The organism is Seonamhaeicola algicola, assembly GCF_007997385.1.
Lineage (GTDB): Bacteria > Bacteroidota > Bacteroidia > Flavobacteriales > Flavobacteriaceae > Seonamhaeicola > Seonamhaeicola algicola.
In genome coordinates, this window is sequence record NZ_VOSC01000025.1 from 292 (window position 1) to 26644 (window position 26353).

General features: G+C 32.1%; 24 protein-coding genes. 18 read left to right on the plus strand and 6 right to left on the minus strand.

Features of this window, described 5'->3' with window-relative positions; genetic code table 11:
• The 3 genes from FUA26_RS08700 to FUA26_RS08710 form a co-directional block, all read right to left on the minus strand.
• A partial coding sequence (locus FUA26_RS08700; RefSeq protein WP_147134533.1) for a BspA family leucine-rich repeat surface protein occupies window positions 1–5247 on the minus strand: 5247 nt, incomplete at its 3' end.
• A gap of 212 nt (window positions 5248–5459) precedes the next feature.
• Window positions 5460–7004: an Rne/Rng family ribonuclease gene (locus FUA26_RS08705; RefSeq protein ID WP_147134536.1), complete on the minus strand. Its 1545-nt coding sequence runs from the start codon at window positions 7002–7004 to the stop codon at window positions 5460–5462.
• 425 nt (window positions 7005–7429) lie between these two features.
• Window positions 7430–7720: an HU family DNA-binding protein gene (locus FUA26_RS08710; RefSeq protein ID WP_076698473.1), complete on the minus strand. Its 291-nt coding sequence runs from the start codon at window positions 7718–7720 to the stop codon at window positions 7430–7432.
• Window positions 7721–7861: 141 nt separating this feature from the next.
• On the opposite strand from FUA26_RS08710, the gene mutY reads away from it, so the two are divergent.
• The 4 genes from mutY (at window position 7862) to gldD (ending at window position 11371) form a co-directional block, all read left to right on the plus strand.
• A complete protein-coding gene (gene mutY, locus FUA26_RS08715; RefSeq protein WP_147134539.1) occupies window positions 7862–8905 on the plus strand; it encodes an A/G-specific adenine glycosylase in 1044 nt (347 codons plus the stop codon).
• Window positions 8906–8985: 80 nt separating this feature from the next.
• Window positions 8986–9444, plus strand: coding sequence for a single-stranded DNA-binding protein (locus FUA26_RS08720; protein WP_147134542.1), 459 nt, complete (start codon window positions 8986–8988; stop codon window positions 9442–9444).
• 44 nt (window positions 9445–9488) lie between these two features.
• Window positions 9489–10793: a gliding motility-associated protein GldE gene (locus FUA26_RS08725; RefSeq protein ID WP_147134545.1), complete on the plus strand. Its 1305-nt coding sequence runs from the start codon at window positions 9489–9491 to the stop codon at window positions 10791–10793.
• Window positions 10793–11371: a gliding motility lipoprotein GldD gene (gldD, locus tag FUA26_RS08730; RefSeq protein WP_147134548.1), complete on the plus strand. Its 579-nt coding sequence runs from the start codon at window positions 10793–10795 to the stop codon at window positions 11369–11371. The genes FUA26_RS08725 and gldD overlap by 1 nt, the downstream gene beginning before the upstream one ends.
• A 47-nt stretch (window positions 11372–11418) precedes the next feature.
• On the opposite strand, the gene FUA26_RS08735 is transcribed toward gldD, so the two are convergent.
• A complete protein-coding gene (locus tag FUA26_RS08735; protein ID WP_147134551.1) occupies window positions 11419–11805 on the minus strand; it encodes a heavy-metal-associated domain-containing protein in 387 nt (128 codons plus the stop codon).
• A gap of 155 nt (window positions 11806–11960) precedes the next feature.
• Between FUA26_RS08735 and FUA26_RS08740 the strand changes: the two genes are divergently transcribed.
• The 4 genes from FUA26_RS08740 (at window position 11961) to rpmA (ending at window position 14405) form a co-directional block, all read left to right on the plus strand.
• Entirely contained in the window at window positions 11961–12842 is an 882-nt protein-coding gene (locus FUA26_RS08740) for a DMT family transporter (RefSeq protein WP_147134554.1), read from the plus strand.
• 73 nt (window positions 12843–12915) lie between these two features.
• Window positions 12916–13368, plus strand: coding sequence for a DUF4199 domain-containing protein (locus FUA26_RS08745; RefSeq protein ID WP_147134557.1), 453 nt, complete (start codon window positions 12916–12918; stop codon window positions 13366–13368).
• A 98-nt stretch (window positions 13369–13466) separates the two neighbouring features.
• The gene (gene rplU, locus FUA26_RS08750) at window positions 13467–14102 is read left to right on the plus strand and encodes a 50S ribosomal protein L21 (RefSeq protein ID WP_147134560.1); all 636 of its coding nucleotides are present in this window, start codon (window positions 13467–13469) and stop codon (window positions 14100–14102) included.
• A 42-nt stretch (window positions 14103–14144) separates the two neighbouring features.
• Window positions 14145–14405, plus strand: a complete 261-nt coding sequence (gene rpmA / locus FUA26_RS08755) for a 50S ribosomal protein L27 (RefSeq protein WP_076698461.1) — start codon at window positions 14145–14147, stop codon at window positions 14403–14405.
• Between the two features lie 79 nt (window positions 14406–14484).
• On the opposite strand, the gene FUA26_RS08760 is transcribed toward rpmA, so the two are convergent.
• A complete protein-coding gene (locus tag FUA26_RS08760; protein ID WP_147134563.1) occupies window positions 14485–15237 on the minus strand; it encodes a T9SS type A sorting domain-containing protein in 753 nt (250 codons plus the stop codon).
• A 286-nt stretch (window positions 15238–15523) separates the two neighbouring features.
• Between FUA26_RS08760 and FUA26_RS08765 the strand changes: the two genes are divergently transcribed.
• The 3 genes from FUA26_RS08765 to FUA26_RS08775 all read left to right on the plus strand — a co-directional run bounded on the left by FUA26_RS08765 (window position 15524) and on the right by FUA26_RS08775 (window position 19767).
• The gene (locus FUA26_RS08765) at window positions 15524–18358 is read left to right on the plus strand and encodes a TonB-dependent receptor (RefSeq protein WP_147134566.1); all 2835 of its coding nucleotides are present in this window, start codon (window positions 15524–15526) and stop codon (window positions 18356–18358) included.
• Window positions 18359–18367: 9 nt separating this feature from the next.
• A complete protein-coding gene (locus FUA26_RS08770) occupies window positions 18368–19375 on the plus strand; it encodes a phytase (protein ID WP_147134569.1) in 1008 nt (335 codons plus the stop codon).
• A gap of 113 nt (window positions 19376–19488) precedes the next feature.
• Complete coding sequence (locus tag FUA26_RS08775; RefSeq protein ID WP_147134572.1) at window positions 19489–19767, plus strand: hypothetical protein; 279 nt, start codon at window positions 19489–19491, stop codon at window positions 19765–19767.
• A gap of 244 nt (window positions 19768–20011) precedes the next feature.
• Here the strand turns inward: FUA26_RS08775 and ahcY are convergent, their stop codons facing one another.
• Window positions 20012–21328: an adenosylhomocysteinase gene (gene ahcY / locus FUA26_RS08780; RefSeq protein WP_147134575.1), complete on the minus strand. Its 1317-nt coding sequence runs from the start codon at window positions 21326–21328 to the stop codon at window positions 20012–20014.
• 64 nt (window positions 21329–21392) lie between these two features.
• Here ahcY and FUA26_RS08785 point away from each other — a divergent pair, with 64 nt between their 5' ends.
• The 7 genes from FUA26_RS08785 (at window position 21393) to arfB (ending at window position 26214) form a co-directional block, all read left to right on the plus strand.
• On the plus strand, window positions 21393–22019 hold the full coding sequence (locus tag FUA26_RS08785; RefSeq protein ID WP_147134578.1) for a 4'-phosphopantetheinyl transferase family protein: 627 nt from the start codon (window positions 21393–21395) through the stop codon (window positions 22017–22019).
• Between the two features lies 1 nt (window position 22020).
• A complete protein-coding gene (locus tag FUA26_RS08790) occupies window positions 22021–22746 on the plus strand; it encodes a geranylgeranylglyceryl/heptaprenylglyceryl phosphate synthase (protein WP_147134581.1) in 726 nt (241 codons plus the stop codon).
• A gap of 104 nt (window positions 22747–22850) precedes the next feature.
• Entirely contained in the window at window positions 22851–23111 is a 261-nt protein-coding gene (locus tag FUA26_RS08795; protein ID WP_147134584.1) for a hypothetical protein, read from the plus strand.
• A complete protein-coding gene (gene pnuC / locus FUA26_RS08800; protein WP_147134587.1) occupies window positions 23095–23727 on the plus strand; it encodes a nicotinamide riboside transporter PnuC in 633 nt (210 codons plus the stop codon). The genes FUA26_RS08795 and pnuC overlap by 17 nt, the downstream gene beginning before the upstream one ends.
• The gene (locus FUA26_RS08805) at window positions 23688–24257 is read left to right on the plus strand and encodes an AAA family ATPase (protein ID WP_147134590.1); all 570 of its coding nucleotides are present in this window, start codon (window positions 23688–23690) and stop codon (window positions 24255–24257) included. Before pnuC ends, FUA26_RS08805 begins: the two co-directional genes overlap by 40 nt.
• A complete protein-coding gene (locus tag FUA26_RS08810) occupies window positions 24257–25807 on the plus strand; it encodes a DUF4301 family protein (RefSeq protein WP_147134593.1) in 1551 nt (516 codons plus the stop codon). The genes FUA26_RS08805 and FUA26_RS08810 overlap by 1 nt, the downstream gene beginning before the upstream one ends.
• Window positions 25807–26214, plus strand: a complete 408-nt coding sequence (arfB, locus tag FUA26_RS08815; RefSeq protein WP_147134596.1) for an alternative ribosome rescue aminoacyl-tRNA hydrolase ArfB — start codon at window positions 25807–25809, stop codon at window positions 26212–26214. Before FUA26_RS08810 ends, arfB begins: the two co-directional genes overlap by 1 nt.
• Window positions 26215–26353: the final 139 nt, after the last annotated feature.

A 26353-nucleotide genomic window follows, 5' to 3' on the forward strand; every position in this document is an offset into this window, starting at 1 on the left:
CGTAGTTACATTACCAACATCTTGGTTGTTTAAAATATCAGTTCCTCCAGAAGTTGTGCCTACTGTTAGTCTGTAGCCTGTGGCATCAGTAATGGCATTCCACGTTAAATCTGTAGCAATTGAAACATTGGTAGCGCCGTTAAGCGGACTCGTTAAGTTTGTACAAGTTGGTGCTGTTGGTGCTGCAGCAGTTGTAAAAGACTCCTCGGAACAACCACTAGCATCTCCTACAGCATTATACGGCGTTATTCTCACAAAATAAACTCTGTTGTCTTGTAAATTACTTGAAAAATTATAGGTTGTTACATTACCAACATCAATACTGTTTACAATTTCTACGCCTCCAGATGTTGTACCAACACTAAGTAAATAGCCTGTAGCATCGCTAATTGCATTCCATGTTAAGCTAGTGGAAACAGGAACATTAGTGGCGCTATCAACAGGATTTGTTAACGTTGTACATGCTGGCGGTACAGGAATAAACTCTGTTCTGAATGATTCTTCGGAACAACTTGTAGCATCACCTTCTTCATTATAAGGTATAATGGTTACAAAAATATTGGTGTCTTCTGGTAAATTGGTAGTAAAATCATACTCGGTTACATTACCTACATCTTCATTATTTACTACATCTGTTCCGCCTGTAGTAGTGCCAACAGATAGTTTATAGCCATCGGCGTTTGAGATAGCATTCCAAATTAAATTGGTTGATACTGTTACACCTGTTGCTCCATTTAGAGGGTCAATTAAGGTTGTACAATCTGGTACCGTTGCTGGATTGTTTGAGATTGTAAAACTTTCTTCAGTACATGGTCCTACGGCATTTCCAACATAATTATAAGGAACAATAGTAACATAAATGATGTCTCCGTTATTGAAGTTTGTTGTAAACTCGTATGACGTATCATTAATTACATTTTCATTATCTAATATATCATTGCCACCAGGAGTTGTACCAACTGTTACATAATAACCTTCGGCATAAAGTGCGTGTTCCCAAGTAATATTGGTGTTAACGGGTACATTGGTACTTCCGTTTAAAGGCGAGGTTAATTGTGTGCATTCTGGTATAGGGCAATCGAGAATATCTGAATTTATTGTCCAGCCAAAATTATCTATTATAGATTGACGCTCGTCTTGAGCATCACAATATAAAAGCGATGCAGCGCCTAAAGTAATTCCTGAAGTTAAGGTTTGTTCAGACCATGCTATTAGTGTATTGTCGTAATTTTCACGTGTTAAGGCGGTGTCGTCTAGCATGTTTCTCATATCGGTAACGCCACTAATATCCCAATCGCCTAAATATTGATTAAATGCCGTTGCATCATTAAACATAGCCCGCATTGTAACATTACCAAATAACCATTGATTTAACGGTTGATTAAAAGCAATGGCATCTTGAAACATTCTATACATAGTTGTTACGTTAGTAGTACGCCAATTATTTAAAGGTTTGTTAAAGGCTGATGCACCATTAAACATATCGGCCATAGTGGTTACAGCTCTTACATTCCAACTATCTATATCGCCATTAAAGGTTATGGCATTTTGAAACATGCCTTTCATAGTGGTTACCGAAGCTACATTCCAAGAGTTTAAGGATTGATTAAATGCACGCGCTTCTCTAAACATGTCTTCCATTGTGGTTACGAAGGTAGTATTCCAATTATCAATGTTTTGATTAAATACTGTTGCGTCATAAAACATTGAGGCCATATTTTGTGCTTCTCCTGTATTCCAATTGTCTAAAGGTTGATTAAATGAAGTTGCTTCTTTAAACATGGCTTCGAAATTGGTTACAACGGCTACATTCCAAGAATTGATATTTTGATTAAAGGCAGAAGCACCTTCAAACATTGAAGGCATTAAAGTTACAGAGCTTACATCCCAGCTGTTAAGTGGTTGATTGAAAGCTTCGGCATCTTCAAACATATTGCTCATATTGGCTACTGCACTTACTTCCCAGTTGTTTAGTGGTTGATTAAAAACGGTTGTTCCTCGAAACATTGCTGACATGTTTACTACAGAATTCACATCCCAGTTATTTAAGGGTTCATTAAAACTTCTCGCATAACTAAACATGTAACTCATGTTAATAACATTAGTAACGTTCCAAGAGTTTATATTTTGATTGAATAATGTAGAACCACTGAACATAGACCTCATATTAGTAACCGATGCAACATTCCAATTATTTAGCGGTTGGTTAAAAACAGGTGTTGTGCTAAACATAGAATCCATGGTTGTAACATTGCTTACATTCCAAGAGTTTAAAGGTAGATTAAAACTTCTAGCACCATTGAACATGCCTCTCATGGTTGTAACATTAGAAACATTCCAGTTGTCTATATTTTGATTAAAAACTTCGGAATAATTAAACATTTCTTCCATAGAAGTAACATTATCTACAACCCAATTGTTTAGTGGTTGGTTAAAAGCTTGAGCTCTTTGAAATACTGATTTCATTGAGGTTACATTGCTTACATTCCAAGAATTTAGAGGTTGATTAAAATTATCAGTATTTGCAAACATATATTCTATAGATGTTACATTACTTACATTCCAAGTGTCTATATTTTGGTTAAAGGCCTCAGCTGCATTAAACATGTTATTCATTGAAGTAACGTTACTAACATCCCAATTATCCATGGGTTGATTATATATTCTTGCTTGATAGAACATATTATCCATGTTTGTAACATTGCTAACATTCCAGTTATTAATATTTGTGTTAAACAAGTAAGCTCTTCTAAACATTCTAGACATGTTGGTAACCTGCGTAAGATTAGGAATGTCTGTAGCGTTATACTCCATGTTTTCACAGAAATAAAAAGCTTGATTCATACTTCCCCAAATTTGCGTGCCCCATTGGTCCATAGATATAAGTTTTAAATTATCTCTATTACTTGAAGATTGACGATATGATGGGAAATCTCCTATTATAGCAATGGTATAAATACCGGGGTTTAAGTATGTGTGTGTAATATCATTAGTAACATTATTACTGTATTGTCCATCGCCCCAATCAATATTAAAATTGTAGGTTAAATAATCAGGATATCCGTCATTTAATTCTATTCTATATTGGTTTGCTGCAGTAGAATTGGTGTTTAAATTTCTAGTATCAATTGTAATTTTAAAAGCATCAGGACTATTAACCCAACTTTCAACCACTGTAAATGATAGTTCTTGGCAGCCCGTTGCAGGTCCTTCAGTGTTGTAAGGAACAACAGTAACATAAACAGTATCGCCAGGTAAAAACTCATTGGTAAAGCTTAAACCAACAACATTGCCTACATCATAATTATTAGCAGTATTACCACCAATGGTTGCGTAATTTCTAGAGCCGCCACGTTCAATTTCTAAAGTAACTCTATACCCATCAGCATTTGGTGCTGCATTCCATCTAATATCACTATTTGCAGGTGTCATGGTGTCTCCTGCAGCTGGCATTGTTATTTCGGTACAAAGTACATAAGAGCAGTTAACGGCATCTCCTGTAATCGTCCAACCATCGTCATCTATTAAACTTTGTCTTTGGTTTAAAGCATCACAATATTGTAAATTTGTAGCGCCTAATGTTAAACCAGAATTTAAAGTTTGAGCAGACCAGGCTATTAAAATATTATCGTAGTTTTCTTGAGAAATACCACTATTGGATAACATGTTATTTATGTTGGAGGCAGATGACATGTTCCAGCTTCCTAAGTCTTGATTGAAAGATGAAGCTCCATTAAATGCGCTGCCCATGTTGGTAACATTACTAACATTCCAAGTATTTAAAGGTTGGTTAAAATTTGTTGCTCTTGAAAAAACTGAAGCTAAATTTCTAACATTATTAATATTCCAATTATCTAAAGGTTGGTTAAATATGTCGTTTTGTTGAAACATACCTTGAATATTGATAAGGTTAGTGGTAACCCAACTATTTAAAGGCTGATTAAAACTATCGGCATTTCTAAACATATCAGACATATCTGTTACATTGCTAACATCCCAATTGTTTAAAGGTTGGGCAAATGAACTTGAGCTGCTAAACATTTCGCTCATATTGGTAACATTGCTAACAACCCAATTATTTAATGGTTGGTTAAACGCCATACTTTGGTTATCCCCACTAAACATTCCTTCCATGTTTGTTACATTACTTACATTCCAGTTGTTTAGTGGTTGGTTGAAATTTTCAGCACCTTCAAACATGTGATTCATATCAGTAACGTTACTTACATTCCACCCATTTAGTGGTTGATTAAAATCAGCACATCTTCTAAACATATAAGCCATGTTTGTAACATTACTAACATTCCAGTTACTTATATCTTGGTTAAAAGGCATATCTAAAAACCCATAAAACATATAAGACATATCGGTTACGTTACTTACATTCCAATTGTTTAAAGGTTGATTGAACTCTCTGCACCTATAAAACATGTAAGCCATATTTGTAACATTATCTACTACCCAGTTATTTAAAGGGTGTGTATATGATAAAGCAGTTTGAAACGTGGCAGACATATTAGTTACTCTACTTACATTCCAATTATTAATGTTTTGATTAAATTGTGTTGCACCATTAAACAGTTCACTCATATCTGTTACTAGGGCAGTGTTCCAATTGTCTAAAGGTTCGTTAAATGCATAACAGTTTTTAAAAGTTCTAGCCATGGTGGTAACAGCACTTGTATTCCAACTGTCTAATGGCCTGTTAAAAATATTACAACCATCAAAAGTGCTATTTAAGTTTTGAATTGTACTGATATCCCAATTGTTAACTATTCCATTGAAAGCTCTACAGTTGCGAAACATGTTTTCTAAAGAGCTTGTTTGTGAAAGATTGGGGGCATCAATTAAATCAAAATTGAGGTTTTCACAACCAAAAAACGCATTTTCCATGGTTTGCCATTGTATGGAAGAACCCCACTCTAATATTTCGATAATTTTCAATTTGTCGTTAGCATTATCGTCATTAAAATAAATAGATGGAAAAGTACCACTAATTTCTACGGTATAAGTACCGGCTGTTGCGTAATTGTGAGTTATGTTTCCTGTAACACCAACATCAGTGTTGCCATCACCCCAATTTACGGTGTAGTTATATGTATAGGCTGGGTTTGTAGGAACCGTTATTTGGTTATTTGCAGAAGAACCAGATTCTATGTTATTAGTATTCCAGATTGATCTGAAATTTTGTGAAAATAGATTCACACTAATAAATAAAGCAAAATAAACAAGGTATTTTTTTTGCATGCTTTGGTGTTTTTGTTTGCGAAGTGAAAAATGAATTATAGCTTTAAATTTTAAAATGAACTTGTAGAGTTATGGCTCAATTTAAAATAAGTAAGTAGGTATATTGTATTCATAATTAATGTTTTGGTGTTAACAAATGTAAATAAATAATTTAAAAACACCGATAAAAAACAAAAAAACCCGCTAACTTGCATAAAGTAGCGGGTTTAATTTTATTTTAACTGATTACCTTTTTTATCAAAAAAGTGATATTCTAGGTATGTGTAAGCATCTCTTGGTAAAATTTTAACCCATTTTTTGTGTTCAAAAAACCATTTTGAACGAATAGATGGAAAACCTTTTGTTAAAAAGGCTGCTATAAAAGGATGTGTGTTTAAAGTCAACTTTTTATAGTCTTTTCTGTATAGTTGTTCAAGGTCATGCGTAATTTTTTGTACTAGCCCAATGGGTGCTTCAATTTCAGCACCATTAACACCGTTAGGATTTTCTTCACGGGTTTTAATATCTAATTCTGGGCGTACACGTTGCCTTGTTATTTGTATCAATCCAAATTTACTTGGCGGCAAAATTTTATGTTTAGCTCTGTCATCTTTCATTTCATCTCTTAAATGATTAAAGAGCTTTTGCCTGTTTTCAGCATTAGTCATATCAATAAAATCTACAACTATAATTCCGCCCATATCGCGTAGGCGTAATTGACGCGCAATTTCTGTAGCTGCAATTAAGTTAACTTCTAAAGCGGTGTCTTCTTGGTTGTTTGATTTGTTTGATCTGTTACCGCTATTAACATCAATAACATGGAGGGCTTCGGTGTGTTCTACCACCAAATAGGCGCCTTTTGCCATAGATACGGTTCTGCCAAATGAGGTTTTAATTTGTCTTTCAATTCCAAATTTTTCAAAAATTGGAATTTTTGACTGATACAATTTAACTATTGATTCTTTCTTTGGTGCAATTTCTTGCAAATAATCTTTTACTTGATAATAAAGCTCTTCATCATCAACATGAATAGCAGTAAAGGTGTCATTAAAAATGTCTCGTAATATAGACGAGGCTTTGTTCATTTCACCTAACACTTTACTGGGAAAATGGGCTTTATGTAGCTTTTTACACATGTTAGTCCATCGACTAAGCAAATGTTGTAAATCTTTATCTAGTTCGGCTACTTTTTTGCCTTGTGCTACCGTACGTACTATTACGCCAAATCCTTGTGGTGTAATACTTTTAACCAAACGTTTTAGGCGGTCTTTTTCTTCTCGATCTTCTATTTTTTGTGATATAGAAATTCTGCTAGAAAATGGTACTAAAACTATATATCTGCCGGCAATAGAAAGCTCAGAGCTTATTCTTGGGCCTTTTGTAGATATAGGTTCTTTTACTATTTGTACTAATAGCGATTGATTTGATTTCAGAGCGTCGGTAATTTTGCCGTCTTTATCAATATCTTTTTCAAATGGGAAATTTTTTAAAGAGTAATCTTTTAGTTTACCTGTGCTTACACGTTTAATGAATTTTAAAAGCGAAGGTAGTTTTGGGCCTAAATCATGATAATGCAAAAACGCATCTTTTTCATAACCTACATTAACAAATGCAGCATTTAAACCTGGTACAGTTTTTCTTATTTTGGCTATAAACACATCACCAACAGAAAAATTGTTGTCATCTTCATCTTTTTGTAATTCAATTAGTTTTCCATCTTTTAATAAGGCAAAATCAACGGTTTCTGAACTAGAACGAATAATCAATTCTTTATCCATGTAGTTAATTTTTATCCATACCTTTTAGTATGCAGTAGCAGTTTACAGTTCACAGTGTTTTACTGTTTACTAAAACTGAACACTGTTTACTGAATTGTACAGATGGATTAAACAATATTTTTAATTATACAACGCTTGTTTGCGGTGTATAATTTCACAGGTCCCGATAGTGTAATCGGGGTTACCGTGGAGCTCTTATTAAAAAGAACTCATTTCAAAGAACGTTTTGTTTTAATAACCAAAAAAGTAGTTAACCTAACTACTTTTTTGATTTATTTTTTCTTTTTGTGACGGTTTGCGCGTCTACGCTTTTTACGTTTATGCGTAGCTACCTTATGTCTTTTACGTTTTTTACCACTTGGCATAAATAGAGTGTTTAAATTAATGATTTATTTTAAATGCTGAAAACAAATTCAGCACATGTATTATTTTACGTCTACGTTAGTTTTAACGCCTTCAACAAAAACTTTTGCCGGCTTAAAAGCTGGAATATTGTGTGCAGGAATTTTAATAGTTGTATTTTTTGAAATATTTCTACCAGTTTTTTCTGCTCTTGTTTTTATAATAAAGCTACCAAAACCTCTTAAGTATACATTATCACCACTTTCTAAAGAAGTTTTTACCTCTTCCATGAAAGATTCCACCGTTGCTTGTACATCTCCTTTTTCAATACCTAATTTCTCAGAGATTTTTGCTACTAAATCAGCCTTCGTCATTTTAATTAATTTATTTTAGATTACTATATAATTTTTTTAAGGGTTGCAAATATAGGAATTTAATATTCAATATTTCAAACCTAATTCATTAAAATTTAATATTATAAACTATTATTTTAGCGCTTTGTGTAATTTTTTTAAATGCAATTTACAAAAACAATAACTAGCTGGTATTCAGTTAATAAAAGAAGTCTTCCTTGGCGAGACACTAAAAATCCGTATAACATTTGGTTGTCAGAAATTATCTTACAACAAACACAAGTTAAACAAGGGTTACCTTATTATTATGCTTTTTTAAAGGCTTTTCCATCGGTTTTTCATTTGGCCGAAGCCCAAGAAAGCGATGTGTTAAAATTATGGCAAGGATTAGGGTATTATTCTAGAGCTAGAAATTTACATGCAGCGGCAAAATATGTTGTAAATGATTTAAACGGTACGTTTCCTAGTAATTACAAAGACTTGTTAAAGTTAAAAGGTGTGGGCGATTATACGGCTAGTGCCATTGCGTCAATATGCTTTAATGAAAACACAGCGGTAGTTGATGGTAATGTTTACAGAGTTTTAGCACGATATTTTGGGGTAAACATACCTATTAATACAACAAAAGGTGTAAAATACTTTAAAACATTAGCGCAAACTTTAATTGATGCTAAAAATCCGGCAGATTATAACCAAGCCATTATGGAGTTTGGTGCTATACAGTGTAAACCGCAGAGTCCTAATTGTAACATATGTCCATTGAATACTTCATGCGAAGCCTTGGCAAAAAATATGGTAAAAACATTACCAGTAAAGTTAAAAGCTAATAAAGTAAAAAAACGATACTTTAATTTTTTAGTTTTTATTTCTGAAGACGGCAAAACTATTTTAGAAAAACGAACAGGTAAAGGTATTTGGCAAAACCTATATCAATTTCCTTTAGTTGAAACAAAACAAGATGCAGATTTTGATGTTTTTAGTGAACAATTAAAAACTGAAACACTTTTAAAAAAACAATCATTTCAATTGTCTCTGTATAATAAAGATAGTATAGTACATAAATTATCACACCAACATTTATACACTAAATTCTGGATTGTTAATGTAAATAAATTGCCCGTTAAAGGTGTTGTTTTTAAAGATGTAAAAGCTTATGCTGTACCTGTTTTAATTGGTAATTTTATTGAGGCTTTTCAGTTTAAATAAAATTAGAAAATCATATTTTTTTATTAATTTTAAAAAATGGACTTACAATTAAGTAATTTTGCATTAAAATAAACAAAGCTATGTCAGGAACATTAAATAAGGTAATGCTAATTGGGCATTTGGGTGATGAAGTGAAAATGCATTATTTTGAAGGAGGCGGATGCGTAGGCAGATTCCCGTTAGCAACCAATGAAACCTATACAAACAAACAAACAAATGAGCGTGTTACTAATACAGAGTGGCATAACATTGTTGTTAGAAATAAAGGTGCCGAAATTTGTGAAAAATACCTAAGTAAAGGCGATAAAGTTTATATTGAAGGGCGTTTAAAAACCCGTAAATGGCAAGATGATAAAGGTTTAGAGCGTTACAGTACAGAAATACAGTGCACAGATTTTACGTTTTTAACTACTAAACAAGAAAGTGAAAACAATGCAGCAAATAATGCAGCGCAATCTCAACCAAAACCATCAAACCAAGCTCAAAACACGGTTAGTGGAGCACCTGTTCAAAATGATGATGACGATCTTCCATTCTAAAAACGCAACAGTTTATAACTTTTGTTTAACTAAAACCCAAACATTTGGATCCTGATCCCACCAGTTTTTTAAGTTTAATAATTGCAATAAACGTTTCATTAGTTTCAAGTTTTATATTGCTATTTGTACTTTTAGCATGTTCTGCGCTTATATCTGGCGCAGAAGTGGCTATGTTTTCGCTTTCAAAAAACGATATTGAAAGCGGTTTAGAAACCAATGCAAAACATATGCAAATTGTGTCTGCATTGTTAGAGCAGCCCAAAAAATTATTAGCAACCATACTTGTAGCCAATAATTTTATAAATATAGCTACGGTTATTTTGTTTGCTTTTTTAGGAGATTTTATGTTTAAAAACGTAACAGATCCCACCATAAAATTTGTATTAGAAGTTATAGTAATTACCTTTTTAATATTGCTTTTTGGTGAAATACTTCCTAAAATTTATGCCAGCAGAAACAATGTAAAATTTGCAATGTTTATGGCAATACCACTTAAGGTTTTAAATGTGTTGTTTTCACCGTTAAGTTCGCCAATGCAAAGTGTAACTTTGGCCATTCATAATAAATTAGGTAAACAAAAATCTAATTTAAGTGTAGATCAATTATCACAAGCCTTAGAGTTAACAAGTGAAGAAGATACCACAACCGAAGAACACAAAATATTACAGGGCATTGTATCTTTTGGTAACACAGATACTAAACAGGTTATGCGTCCGCGTATGGATATTTTTGCACTAAATATAGAACAAAAGTATACCGAAATAATGCCAGAAATAATAGCCAATGGTTATTCTAGAATTCCGGTTTATGAAGATAACATAGATCAAATAAAAGGAATACTTTACGTTAAAGATTTACTACCACACATAAATAAAAAACAGTTTAACTGGGTAAACCTACTCAGAGAGCCATTTTTTGTGCCCGAAAACAAAAAATTAGACGATTTAATGTCTGAATTCCAAGAGAAAAAAGTGCATTTGGCTGTTGTGGTTGATGAGTACGGAGGCACTTCGGGCCTAATTTCTTTAGAAGATATCATAGAAGAAATTGTTGGAGATATAAGCGATGAGTTCGATGATGAAGATTTGCAATACTCTAAATTAGACGATAATAATTATGTTTTTGAAGGGAAAACAACGTTGAAAGACATTTATAAAATTGCAAAAATTGAAAACGAAACTATTTTTGAAACTAATAAAGGCGAAGCTGAAACCATTGCAGGTTTTGTTTTAGAAATTTCAGGTAGTTTTCCAAAGCTAAACAGTAAAATAAATTTTGAAAACTACGTTTTTACTATTGAAGCTTTAGATAAAAAAAGAATAAAACTAGTAAAATTTACCATACTTTAATGAGGTTAATAGTAAGTCTGTTTTTAATTATAGTACTAACAAGTTGTGCTGATGATTACAAGCCAAAGCCAAAAGCTTTTTTACGCTTAGATTATCCTGAGGCTAAATACATAAAAGCTAATTTAAATTTACCTTTTTCATTTGAAAAAAATATAATGGCAACCAAAGCTGAAGCTAAAGTAATGCCTGCGCCTACAAAAAGTTATGCCATAAATATAGAATACCCAAAATTGAAAGGCACAATTTTTTTAACCTATAAAGCGGTTGAAGGCAATAAAAATTATTTAAATGATTTTTTAAAAGATGCACAAAAATTCACCCTAGAGCATACAAAAAAGGCAGATGAAATACCTGTAACGCCTTATGAAAATAAAGTACAAAACGTATATGGTTTGCTGTCAGAGGTTAAAGGTAATGTAGCATCGCCAGCACAGTTTTACGTTACAGATAGTGTAAACCACTTTTTAACAGGCTCATTGTATTTTTATGCAAAGCCAAATTATGACTCTATTTTACCTGCAGCCAATTACCTGCAAAAAGATATTATGCGCTTAATGGAAAGTATTAAGTGGAAATAAAAAAAGCTTCTTTGTAAAGAAGCTTTTTTTATATTATATTCAATTTATTAATTAGCTGAAAAAGCATCAACTGTTTTCATGTTGCTAACTTTATAAATATCAGCAACCTTTGTTACTGTTTCTTCCAACGATGTTGTAGTAACTTTAGCTTCGTTAAATTCTACCATAGCTAATTTGTTTTCAAAATCAACTTTAGCCGATTTTACGCCATCCATTTTACCTAATTTCTTCTCAATGGTTTTAGCGCAACCAATTTCGCATGTCATACCATCAATAGTAAATTCTGCTTTTGCATACGTAGCATTTGGGTCAATTTCTTTGGTTGTTTCTGTGGCAACTTCAATTGTTTTAACCTCGGCTTTTGTTTCGTTTTTACAACTAGCTAAAGTAATAACCATAACAATTAAAATTGCGAATGTTTTTAAAGTGTTCATTGGTACGGGATTATAAAGATTAACCTTTTTTAATTACAAATTAATATTTATGCTAATTAAGCACTTATAAATTAGCATTTCTTTTAAGGCAAAATTACTAAATAAATAACGTTTAATTGTGTTAAAAGTTGCAATTTTGTAATTCAAAATAAGCTATGGGTAAAAATATTAAATGGTTTTATTTAATTGTTCTTTCATTAATTTGGGGTAGTTCTTTTATTCTAATTAAAAAGGCATTAGTAGGTTTAACGCCTTTACAACTTGGTGCAGTAAGAACAATATTTACAACTATAATTTTATTAATTATAGGATTTAAAAGAGTAAAAGCCATAAAGCGTTCAGAATGGAAATGGGTAGCGCTAGCCGGCTTTTTTGGTACTTTTTTTCCGTCATTTCTCTTTGCTTTTGCTGAAACTGAAATTGATAGTTCTGTAGCATCTATTTTAAATTCTTTGGTGCCGCTAAATACTATTATATTAGGCGCTTTAATTTTTAAAGTAGCGTCAACAAATAGGCAGGTAATTGGTGTTTTGGTTGGTTTAGTTGGTACAGTAATGTTAATATTTAATGGGGCAGCTTTAAACCCTAATCAAAACTACTTATACGCATCATTAGTAATAATAGCCACAGTAATGTATGCTGCAAATGTTAACATAATAAAGCGTTATTTGCAAACAATGAATGCTTTAACAATAACAGTTGGTAATTTTGTTGCCATTGTTATACCAGCTATTGTAGTATTGGTGTCTACTGGTTTTTTTAAAGAAGAAACACTTTCAAACCCAGAAATAAAACCGGCACTTTTATATATGTTGGTGTTAGCTTTGTTTGGCACAGCATTAGCTAAAGTAATGTTTAATAAGCTTGTGCAAATATCATCGCCAGTATTTGCATCGTCTGTTACGTATGTTATGCCAATAATAGCGGTTTTTTGGGGTTTAATTGACGGCGAACAGTTTGGTTTTATGCAGGGTGTTGCAACCGTTATAATTTTAATTGGGGTGTATCTGTCGCACAAGCGAAAAGGACCCAAATAGTTAGTTTAAGGTGTGTTAATTATTAAAAGTGCTAAATTTTTAGTAAATTAATGAGCACTAAACTAAATTCACCATGAAGAAATTATCACTATCCATTAGGTTTGGCCTTGTTACAAGTGCCGTTTTAATAGCTTATTTTTTAATACTATCATTATTTAATAAACACATAAATCCTGCATTTAGTTTTTTTAATGCTGTTATAACAGGGTTTGGAGTGTATGAAGCAGTAAGGTACAGAAAAATATATTTATCAAACAGCTTTTCATATAGAGAAGGTTTTGAAACGGGTTTAACAACAGGTTTTGTAGCTACATTATTTTTTACAATTTTCTTTTTGTTTTATTCAACAGAAATAAGTCCAGGTTTCTTGTCGTCATTATTACAAAATTTAAGCGGTAGTTTTAGTGTAGATATAGGTATGATAACATTTATAGTTGCTGTAATGGGGTTTGCAACAACCGTAGTTGCAACGTTATCTGTTATGCAACTTTTTAAAAGTAGCAGAAATATTCTTCAAAATCAATAAAACGTTTGTAGATTAATTAATTAGCAGTATATTTGCATCCGCTTTTGAAGATTCAAAAGTGTTATTTATATAAAATTAATTAATAAAAACGTTACGCTATGTACGCAATTGTAGAGATAGCAGGGCATCAATTTAAAGTTGAAAAAGACCAAAAAGTTTTTGTTAACCGTTTACAAGGAGAAGAAGGAAGCAGCGTTGCTTTTGATAATGTTCTTTTAATTGCAGATGGAGACAATGTAACTGTAGGCGCCCCGGCTATAAACGGAGCTCAAGTAGGAGCAAAAGTTGTTAAGCACCTTAAAGGTGATAAAGTTATTGTTTTCAAAAAGAAAAGACGTAAAGGTTACCGTGTAAAAAATGGTCATCGTCAAGCTTTAACTGAAATAGTAATTGAAAGTATTGCGGCTTCAGGAGCTAAAAAAGCTGCTCCAGCAAAAAAAGAAGCTCCAAAGGCAGCGGCAAAACCTGCAGCTAAAAAAGCAACAGGAAAAGCTGATGATTTAAAGAAGGTTGAAGGTATAGGTCCTAAAATTGCATCAACATTGGTTGAGGCTGGTATTGCAACATTTGCAGATTTAGCAGCTTCTACTCCAGAAAAAATTTCTGAAATAATTGCTGATGTAAGAGGTAACCATGTTACAGACACTTGGCCAGCGCAAGCTAAATTAGCTGCTGAAGGTAAGTGGGATGAACTTAAAAAATGGCAAGACGAATTAGACGGAGGTAAGGCTTAAGCTTTAGTTCTTATATTCATAAAAACTTAAAATCGAAATAAAATGGCACATAAAAAAGGAGTCGGAAGTTCGAAAAACGGTAGAGAATCAGAATCGAAACGCTTAGGTGTTAAAATTTTTGGTGGTCAAGCAGCAATTGCTGGTAACATTATCGTAAGACAAAGAGGTAACACACATCACCCAGGTGAGAATGTATACTCTTCAAAAGATCATACATTACATGCCAAAGTAGATGGTATTGTAAAATTTACTAAGAAAAAAGATAACAAATCATATGTTTCTATTGAGCCTTTTGAAGCTTAATTAAGTGTATTTGTTAAAATATAAAAGCCCTTTCTATTTTTAGAAAGGGCTTTATGTTTTCTGTAAGAGTGTGTTTTAATTATTTCTTCACAAATTTAGCAATACCAGCATCGGTAACTAAAACATAAATGCCTGCAGATAAATCTGAAACATCAATACTTCCGTTAGCTTTAACCTCTTTTACGGTGTTGCCTAGTAAGTTAGTTATTTTGTATGTGTTAGTTTTTACAGTATTACTAATAAACAATTTAGTACTTACGGGATTTGGATAAACACTACCAATAATATTCATTTTATTAATACTTAAAGTATTATCTGCAACTGCTTTCATAGTAGTAGCAGGCATTACAGAGTTGCTGTTAGTATCATCAGGAGATGGGGCTCCTCCAACCAATCTAACTAAAATATCATAAGTTTCATTTATAATATAATCTCCACCAACACCGCTGCCGCTTGTATTGGGGATTAATTGTGTGTAGGTGTAAACGCGTTTTATTGTATTTGCGTTTGTACCCGCTGACTCTACAAATGAATAAAAACTATCAGATGCATTACTTGTAGCATCAATATTAAATGTTCTCTGCATTTTTTTACTGCCGTTTGCGGTACTACCAGCAACATACACCCTAAGGTTTGCAGTTATTGTTGTATTGTTATCAGGTATATTGTCTATAGTAAATACTAATTGATCACTAGCAGATAAATTATATGTTGTAGCTTCAATTTCGGCAGGTACATTATCAAAAGTAACTGTTGGGTTTTGTGCAAACATAGTTGAAGCTATCATTACACCTGTTGTAAAAGTTAATTGTTTAAGTAATTTTTTCATCATAAAATTGTTTTAATGTTAGTTATGTAAAAGTATTTAACCATTAATAGGTGTAGCTTTATATATGAGTTTGGTTTTATTACAAATGGGTTTATTAAAATTTTCGTTATGATTTCAACAATTCGTTGTTGTAGTAATACATATGTTTACTAAAGTTTTTCATAATGTTAAATTAGTTTAAAAAGTAAGTGTTTTCTTATGTGTTTATAACCTTAACTTAAATCTTATTTAATAAGCTTGGTTTATGTGTTTTGTTATTTCGCACATTATAACTAACAATAAACACATAATGAAAAAACAACATGTAATTTTACTTTTCGCTTTGTTGTTTTCGTTTTTAGGGTTCTCTCAAAATGGAAATATTCAAGGTGCAATTATTGATGAAAAAGGCTTACCAGTACCTTTTGCAAATATTTTAATTGAAGCTGATAATAAAGGTGTAATTTCTGATGCCGATGGTAAATTTCTTTTCGTAAATGTTTCTGAAGGAAACAAAACCATTAAAGTAATGTATTTAGGTTATGCTGATACAGAAACTCAAGTTGAAGTACAAGCAGGAAAAACTGTAAGTGTTACTATTTTTATTAGAACCAAAGCTTTAGAGCTTGAAAACGTTGTTATTAATAGTTATAACAATGGGCAAGCAAAAGCTTTAAATGCACAAAAAAATAAACAAAACATAACAAATGTTGTGTCTACAGATCAAATAGGGAAATTCCCAGATGCTAATATTGGCGATGCCGTTAAGCGTATACCAGGTATAACTATGCAGGTTGATCAAGGTGAAGCACGTAACGTTATTGTACGTGGTTTAGCGCCTCAATTAAATTCTGTTACTTTAAATGGTAGTAGAATACCGTCGGCTGAAGGCGATAACAGAAACATTCAAATGGATCTTATTCCTTCAGATATGATTCAACTTATTGAAGTTAATAAAGCTGTAACTCCAGATATGGATGCCGATGCACTTGGAGGCTCTGTAAATTTAGTTACAAGAACATCACCAAACGGTTTTAGAGCTGCTGCAACTCTTGGCTCGGGTATTAATTTTATAACAGATAAACGTATTGTTAACGCTTCATTTTTAATTGGCGATAAATCTAAAAACGGAAAGTTTGGTTGGATGGCTTCAGCATCTATGAACGATTCGGATTTCGGATCAGATAATATTGAAGCTGAATGGACTGATGAGTTTGCATATTATGATGCTAACACTGATGAAGAGGTTGAAATGGAAGTAAACCCATACGCTAATGTGTTTGAGCAAAGAACATATATAGTACAACGTATTCGCAGAAGTTTTTCGGTAAATTTAGATTATGCTTTCAATGCCAATAACAAAGTGTATTTAAAGTCTATGTATAACTGGAGAGACGATAGAGAAAACCGTTACAGATTAGAACATGAAATTTTAGATGCTGAAGATATTGAAATAGGCGATTTTACAATTACCAATAATGTACCAACCATGTTTCCTGTTGAAGTAAAAAGACAAACTAAAGGTGGTATTGATAATGATAGAAATAAAAATGCCCGATTAGAAGATCAGCGCATGCAAAACTACAGCTTAGGTGGCGAGCATTTATTTGGAAAATTAGAGTTTGATTGGATGGCTTCATACGCTAAAGCTTCTGAAGAACGTTTAAACGAACGTTATATGGAATACGAATCTAAATACATAATAAATAACCATGTAGCAGATTCTGAATTTCCTTTATTCACTCCTGCAAACAGCGGTGATAATGTACCAAGTAATTTTGAGTTTGGTGAAATTACCGAAGAAAATCAATATACCGATGAAAAAGATTTTAATGTGTTTGCAAACTTCAAATTACCTTTAAATATTTTTAATAGCGCTAATGGGTTTTTAAAATTTGGTGGTAGAATTAAATTAAAAGAAAAACAAAGAGACAATAACTTTTTTGAGTTTGAACCATTATCGCCGTTTTTTGATACCTTAACCGGTTTACCATTAGTAGATCAAACAGATAAAGATTATTTGGCAGGTAGCCAATACGCTGCAGGTTTTTTTGCAGATCCTGAATATTTAGGTCAATTAAATTTAAATAATGAAGATGCTTTTGAAAAATCTGATGTGCCAGATGAATACCTTAGAGCTAACTACAATGTTGAAGAAAAAGTGTATGCTGCTTATGCCATGACAGAGCAAAAACTATCTGATAAATTAAATGTAATGGTTGGTGTACGTGTTGAAAGTACAAAAACTGAAGCTACTGGTAACCAAATTGAAGATGAAGAAGATTTAGTAGGAACTATTACTGATGAAAAAGATTACGTACATATTTTACCTGGTGTACATTTTAAATATAACGTAAGTGATAATACTATTTTACGTTTTGCATGGACAAATACATTGGCTAGACCAAATTATGCCGATGTTGTTCCTACTGTTGATGTTGTAAACGACGACGAAGAAATATTTTTAGGTAACCCAGAATTAAGCGCTACAGAATCTATGAATTTTGATGTAATGGCAGAACATTACTTTAAAGGCGTTGGTATTCTTTCAGGAGGTGCGTTTTACAAAGACATTAGTGATTTTATTTATGTGTACCAATTTGAAGATGCCGCTACAGGCTATGATGCTTTTCAGCCACAAAATGGTGATGATGCAAGTATACTAGGTGCAGAGGTATCTTTTCAACGTCAGTTAGATTTCTTACCAGGCTTTCTTAAAAACTTAAGCCTAATGGCTAACTATACATATTTAACCTCTAGTGCAGATGGTGTTAGAAATGAAGATGGCGATGAAAGAACCGATTTAGATTTGCCAGGTACAGCACCAAATATGTTTAACGGCTCTTTGGCTTACAACAGTAAAAAATTAAACATCCGTTTATCAGCTAATTATTCTGATGCTTATATTGATGAAATTGGTGGTAGTGCTTTTGAAGATAGGCATTATGATGAGCAATTCTTGTTAGATTTTAATGCTTCATATGCATTTAATGACAACTTACGTTTATATGTTGATGTTAATAACATTACAGATCAACCATTACGTTATTTTCAAGGTGTGAAAAATAGAACTATGCAAGCAGAGTATTACGGAAGACGCCTTACGTTTGGTTTAAAATATGATATTTTTAAACCAAAAAACTAGCTCTTTTAAATGCATAAGTTTATAATATTAATTGTAGGGTTACTAATTGTATCATGCGGGAAAAAGTTGCCTGTAATAGCGCCTAATGTTATTACGGAAAAGACATTGCATGATACTGATGACCCCGCAATTTGGATAAACAAAAACGATACATCTAAAAGTATTGTTTTTGGCACCGATAAAAACACTGAAGGCGCTATTTACGCTTTTAACCTGAATGGTAAAGTAGTTGAAAATAAAACTATTAGGGGTTTAAAACGACCAAATAACGTTGATGTTGCTTACGGCTTTCAAATAAACGATTCCACTCAAGTAGATGTTATAGCATTTACCGAAAGAGAGCGTAAACAAATACGTTTATTTTCAGTTCCAGATATGAAACCTTTAGATAAAGGTGGTTTTAAAGTTTTTACAGATGCTACACTACCCGAAACTAATTTACCAATGGGTATAGCACTATATAAATCTGAAAAAACTAACAAGTTATATGCCATTGTAGGTAGAAAAACAGGTCCTAAAAAAGCATATTTGTATCAGTATGAATTAACTACTGATAGTGTAGGTGTGCACGCAAATTTGGTTAGAAAGTTTGGTGAGTTTAGTGGTAAAAAAGAAATTGAAGCCATTGCTGTAAACAATAAAGAAGGTATTGTTTATTATTCTGATGAAGGGCATTGTATTAGAAAATACCATGCCGAACCTAGTAAAGGCGATAAAGAAATTTTCTGTTTTGGCGGTGAGTATTTTAAAGAAGATATTGAAGGCATTGCTATTGCGCATTACCCTAATAAATCATTTTTAATAGTATCAAACCAACAAGCAGGTACATTTAATGTTTTTGATGTTAAAACGAACGCTTTTATAAAAGAAGTGAATTTAGGCACCACTGAAACTGATGGTTGTGATGTTACAACAACAGCTTTAGGGAGTGCATTTCCAAACGGATTATTTGTTAGTATGAATAATGACAAAACGTTCTTTTTTCATGACTTAAAAAAGCTTAAATTAGAGGAGTAATTATTATTTGTTTTATAGAAAAGTCCTTTTCCTTTTCAGGTGAAGGGCTTTTTTTATTGATTTTTTTAAAAAAAATTACTAAATTTATGTAATACACTTTAAAAAATATAGGTATGCTTCCATTTAGATCTGAAATTAGGAATTCCCCAATGCAACCTACCATTAAAATTTTTTTAGGTGATGTATCACTTGATAGTAGAATAAAAAAACACCTTGAACATTTTAATGAAATTGACGCTATTGAAATTAGAAATAGTGTAGAGCGTAATCGGGTTGATGAAAATTTAACCGTTTTTTTAAAAGATAATGTAGATATAAACAGAATGAAATCTTCAATAGACTCTAGTTTATGGTGGTATTTTGAACGGGAATATGAACCAAAAGACGTGTAGCAATAACGATTGATGCGGCATCCTTTTTTGTTAAGCCCTAAATGAGTTTTAATTTTTAAATAAAGTATCATTTAAGACTTTAAATACCAAAATACTTATGGCATATTATTACAAAAAAGATACAGCGGAAAGCGTGGTGCTTTAGCAATTGCCAGAAAAAATAAAAGGAAAATAAAAAATCCCAAACATTATTGCTTGGGATTTTTTTATATTATGAAATTCTCGCTTTTTTTGAGAATTATTATTAATATCTGTAATGTTCAGGTTTGTATGGTCCTTCAACGGTTACACCTATATATGTAGCTTGGTCTTCACGCAGTTCAGTTAATTCAACACCAATTTTAGCTAAGTGTAGTTTTGCTACTTTTTCATCTAAATGTTTTGGTAGCATGTAAACATCATTATTGTAAGCATCAGCGTTGTTCCAAAGTTCAATTTGAGCCAATGTTTGGTTAGTAAATGAGTTACTCATAACAAAACTAGGGTGGCCTGTTGCACAGCCTAAGTTTACTAAACGGCCTTCGGCTAAAACAATAATATCTTTACCATTAATGGTGTATTTGTCAACTTGTGGCTTAATTTCAACTTTAGTGTTTCCGTGGTTTGTGTTTAACCAAGCCATGTCTATTTCGTTATCAAAATGCCCAATGTTGCAAACAATAGTTTTGTCTTTCATAGCTTCAAAATGCTCACTTCTAACAATATCTTTGTTACCGGTAGTTGTAATTACAACATCGGCATTACCAACAACAGTTTCTAGTTTTTTAACTTCAAAACCGTCCATTGCGGCTTGTAATGCACAAATGGGGTCTATTTCTGTTACAGTAACAATAGAACCAGCACCACGGAATGACGCAGCAGTACCTTTACCAACATCACCATAACCACAAACTACAACTCTTTTACCAGCTAGCATAACATCGGTTGCACGACGTATGGCATCAACAGCACTTTCTTTACAGCCGTATTTGTTGTCAAATTTACTTTTTGTAACAGAATCATTTACGTTAATTGCTGGCATTGGTAATGTACCGTTTTTAACGCGCTCGTATAAACGGTGTACGCCTGTTGTGGTTTCTTCACTTAAGCCTTTAATACCAGATACTAACTCTGGATATTTATCTAAAACCATGTTTGTTAAATCGCCACCATCATCAAGAATCATGTTTAAAGGTTTTCTGTCTTCACCAAAGAAAAGCGTTTGTTCTATACACCAATCAAATTCTTCTTCGTTCATGTTTTTCCAAGCGTAAACAGCAGTTCCAGCATCAGCAATTGCAGCAGCAGCGTGGTCTTGTGTAGAGAAAATGTTACAAGAACTCCAAGTTACTTCGGCACCTAAAGCTTGTAATGTTTCAATTAAAACGGCTGTTTGTATAGTCATGTGTAAACACCCGGCTATACGTGCGCCTTTAAGCGGTTGAGTATCTTTGTACTCTTCGCGTAAGCTCATTAAACCTGGCATTTCAGCTTCGGCTAATTCAATTTCTTTTCTTCCCCAAGCGGCTAATGAAATATCTTTAACCTTATTAGGAACGTAAGCAACTGTTTTTGTACTCATATTGTTATATTTGTGGGTCTTTTAATTAAAGTGCAAAGATAACCAATAACTTTCATAAAACTAAATGCCTCTTTACAAAACCCTTACGCCTAATTTACAAACTTGTGTTAAAATTTGGAAGATTACAGAATCTTTTAACGCTTTAATGGCACCATTACAACTAACTGAAAATAGTTTTAATAGGGTAAATGGTATGAAAAGTGAGTTACACCAACGTGGGTTTTTAAGTGTGCGCCATTTACTTAAGGAGTTTGGATATACGGATGCCGATTTATTTTATGACGATTTTGGTAAACCTTATTTAAAAGATGGTAAACAAATTTCAATAACACACTCGTTTAATTTTTCTGCAATGATTGTAAGTAATTGCAAAGTTGGTATTGATGTTGAAAAACAACGCGATAAAATAACCTTAATTGCACATAAGTTTATTGATTATGAAAATTTGTACCTAAACACTCATGCTAAAGATTATATAAAAAAACTTACTGTAATTTGGTGTATAAAAGAATCTTTATACAAATTGTATGCAACACCGGGGCTTAGTTTTAAAAATCATTGTTTAGCAATTCCTTTTAATATTGAAGACGAGCAAACCTTGGCTTGGATAGATTATAAAAATAAAAAATGCCGATATAACATAGCTTTTTTAGAGTTTGAAGGTTTTACCTGCGCATTTGCCATTGCTTAGTATGAACACTATTTATAAAAACATACAAGCAGCGGCTTTAAACGGTAATAAACTACTAGCTGTTTTAATTGATCCGGATAAAATGGAAGTGCCACAAGTAGCTAGTTTTATGCTAAAATTAAATGCATCAATAGCTACTCATATTTTTGTTGGCGGTAGTGTAGTGCATGAAAATGTAACAGATGTTTTGGTAAATGAAATAAAAAAACATACTAAATTACCAATTATTTTATTTCCAGGAGATACCAACCAAATAACTAATAAAGCAGATGGTATTTTGTTTTTATCTCTTATTTCTGGTAGAAATCCAGAATATCTTATTAGTAAGCATGTTAGAGCAGTTTCTAAATTAAAAAAAACAAATTTAGAAGTAATACCAACAGGCTATTTGTTAATTAACGGCGGTAATAAAACTGCAGTTGAGCGCGTAACTGAAACAAAGCCACTAGATCAAAATAACGTTCAATATATAATTGATACAGCAAAAGCAGGAGAATTGTTGGGTAAACAATTAATATATTTAGAGGCCGGAAGCGGTGCTAAAAAACATGTTGATTTAAAGGTGATTAACAAAGTGAAAAAAGAACTTAAAGTGCCTTTAATTGTTGGTGGAGGTATTAAAACGAAGTTACAGTTAGAAAATGTATTTGAAAGTGGAGCAGACCTAGTGGTTATTGGAACTGCTTTTGAAAAAGATGCATCTTTTTTTGATGATTTAAGGAAATAAATTGTTTTACCATACTTGTATGTATTGGGCTTGCTTTAGTATTTCAATAAAATTAAAAACACTAAGATTTCCACCTTCGTGGAAATGAAAAAAAGAAATATTAAATGAAAATATCAGTAGAATTAACATTAACACCATTACAAGATAATTTTGAACCAGCTATAATTCATTTTATAAAAAAAATGAGAGTTTCAAATTTAAAAGTATTAGAAAACCCATTAAGTACCCAAGTTTTTGGAGATTATAATGAGGTAATGGAAGTATTAACAACCGAAATAAAAGAAGCTTTTGAACTTATAGATAAAGGCTTACTTTATATGAAAATTGTAAAATCAGACAGACACGATTATGAGCCACATTTTTAATTGGTTGTTTGCACAATATCAAGGCATACCAACGCATTTAATTGTATTGGAATTTATTGGTGTTTTTTTTGGCTTTTTATCAGTTTGGTATTCTAAAAAAGAAAACATTTTAGTGTATCCAACAGGTATAATAAGCACTGCTATTTTTGTATATATATTATTGGTTTATGGGCTTTTAGGAGATATGCTAATAAACGCATATTATTTCACAATGAGTATATATGGATGGTATTACTGGACCCAAAAAGACGCTAATAACAATGAGGTGCACGTTACCAAAACAACTAAAAAAGAGCAAAAATATACAGTTATTATTTTTATGTTAACACTAATTTTTGTGGCTATTATTTACCTAGCAAATAATAAATTTAATAGCTGGACGGCTTATGTAGATACTGTTACAACAGCTATATTTTTTGTTGGTATGTGGCTTATGGCTAAAAAGAAATTAGAAAATTGGGTGTACTGGATAATTGGCGATGTTATTTCTGTGCCCCTGTATTTGTATAAAGGCTTAGTGTTTACATCACTTCAATATTTAATATTTACCGTTATTGCAATTTACGGTTATAAAGCATGGAAAAACAGCTTAAACAACAACCCGCAAACTGTGTAAAAGTAGTTTTATTTGGGCCAGAATCTACCGGAAAAACCACCTTGTCTAGGCAATTAGCACGCTATTACAATTCGGTTTGGGTACCAGAATATGCCCGCGAATATTTACAAGATAAATGGAATAACGAACGAAAAACTTGCGAACCACAAGATTTGTTACCCATAGCCATAGGCCAAATGCGTTTAGAAAATGCATTAGCAAAAAAAACAGATACCGTTTTAATTTGTGATACAGATTTGTTAGAAACCAAAGTGTATTCCGAAGTCTATTATGGAGGTATTTGCAATGAAACTTTACATAAATTTGCCATTGAAAACACTTACCATTTATATTTTTTAACTTATATTGATGTCCCTTGGGAAGCCGATGATTTACGCGATAAACCCAACGAAAGAAAGCAAATGTTTGAAGCGTTTAAAAACGAATTAGTAAAACAAAATAGGCCATTTGTATTATTAAAAGGTAATAAAACAGAGCGCTTAAACGAAGCTGTAAAACACATTGATAAGCTATTAAAAAATAACATATAATGTTTACTGAAAAAGATATTAAGCAAATACACAGCAAAGGCATAACTATAGACCAAGTTAATAATCAAATAGAGCGTTTAAAAAACGGTATGTCTTATTCTAAATTGTTGGCTGCAGCTACAATAAATAAAGGCATAGAAAGTTTTACTGATGCTGAAGCTACAGAATATATTAAGCTATACGAAAAACAAAAAGATAACTTATCTATTGTTAAGTTTGTACCTGCCTCAGGAGCGGCAACAAGAATGTTTAAATTTTTGTTTCAGTTTTTAAAAAGTTTCAACCCCAAAAAGGAAACGTTAAAAGCATATATTCAATCACAAAATAACAGTTTAGTAAGCACATTTTTTTCAAATTTACAGGCGTTTCCGTTTTATAATGATGTTATAAAAAAAATAGAAAAAACAACCTTAAATTATAATGAACTACCCGAAGATGAACAGCGTGTTGTTTTTGTAAAAACCATGTTAGATGAAGATGCTTTAAACTACAGTTTTTACCCAAAAGGATTGTTACCATTTCATAAATACGAAAACGAATATGTTTCGGCATTTACTGAACATTTATTGGAATCAACAATATACGCATCATCAAATAAAAAAGCACACCTTCATTTTACAGTTTCAGAAAAACATCATAATTTTTTTGAAACCGAATTTGATAAGGTAAACAAACAATTAACCAATAAAACAGGTGTTGATTTTCATGTAAGTTATTCGTACCAAAAACAAGAAACCGAAACAGTAGCTTTAAAATCAAACAACAAAGTTTATAGAAACGAAGATGAGTCAATTCTATTTAGGCCAGCAGGCCATGGTGCACTTTTAGAGAATTTAGATGCTTTGAATTACGATTTCATTTTTATTAAAAATATAGATAACATAACAGTTGCTAGTAAAAATATTGCCATTTCAGAATACAAAAAACTTTTAGCTGGAGTTTTGCTTAGCATACAAGAAAAAGTGTTTGAGTTTTTAAATAAATTAGACACTGATACTTGTAATGAAGAAGACCTTAAAATAATGGCGCTTTTTTTAATTCATAGGTTAAACGTTGTGGTAACTAAACAGTTTGATGCACTTTCATTACAAGAGAAAAAAGCCTATTTAAAGGAAAAATTAAACAGACCAATGCGTGTTTGTGGTATGGTTAAAAACGAAGGGCAACCTGGTGGCGGCCCCTTTTGGGTTAAAGATTCTAATAGCAATGTGTCATTACAAATAGTAGAGTTTGCTCAAATAAATTTTAGTAGTAAAGAGCAACAAAGTATTGTTTATAAAGCAACACATTTTAATCCAACAGATTTAGTGTGTGCTGTTAAAAATTATAAAGGTGAAAAATTTAATTTAAAAGATTTTGTAGATTACAATGCAGCTTTCATTACAATGAAAACACAAAATGGTACAGATATTAAAGCGCTAGAATTACCAGGATTATGGAATGGTAGTATGGCAGACTGGATTACCGTTTTTGTTGAAGTGCCTTTAGATACCTTTAACCCTGTAAAAACAGTAAACGATTTACTAAAACCAGCACACCAAACTAATTAATGTTTAACCAAACTAATTTAATAAACGAACTTAATTTTAAAGCCGTTAGAAGCTCAGGTAGTGGTGGGCAACATGTAAATAAAGTAGCTACAAAAATTGAGCTTAGTTTTAATGTATCTGAATCAAACGTATTAACCCAAGAGCAAAAGCAACGCATATATTTAAAATTAAAACACAAACTAACAAATAATGGAGTTTTAATATTACAATGCGCTGATACCCGAAGCCAATTTAAAAATAAAGAATTGGCAATTCGTAGGTTTTTACAGTTAATAAAAACTGCACTTGCTAAACCAAAAAAACGTATTGCAACCAAAGTACCCAAAGCTGTTGTAAAAAAACGGTTAGATAATAAAAAGAAACACGCTTTTAAAAAAGCCAATAGGCAAAAACCTAATTTAGATTAAAAAACTATTATCAAAATAGCCAATAATTAGTATTTGGTTAGTACATTTGCAGCGTTCTCAAAAAGGGGTGCTATATCCAGTTTAGTTATAGTTTTAAGTACAAAGAAAAACTATTAATTGCAACAGGAAACAGGCTGAG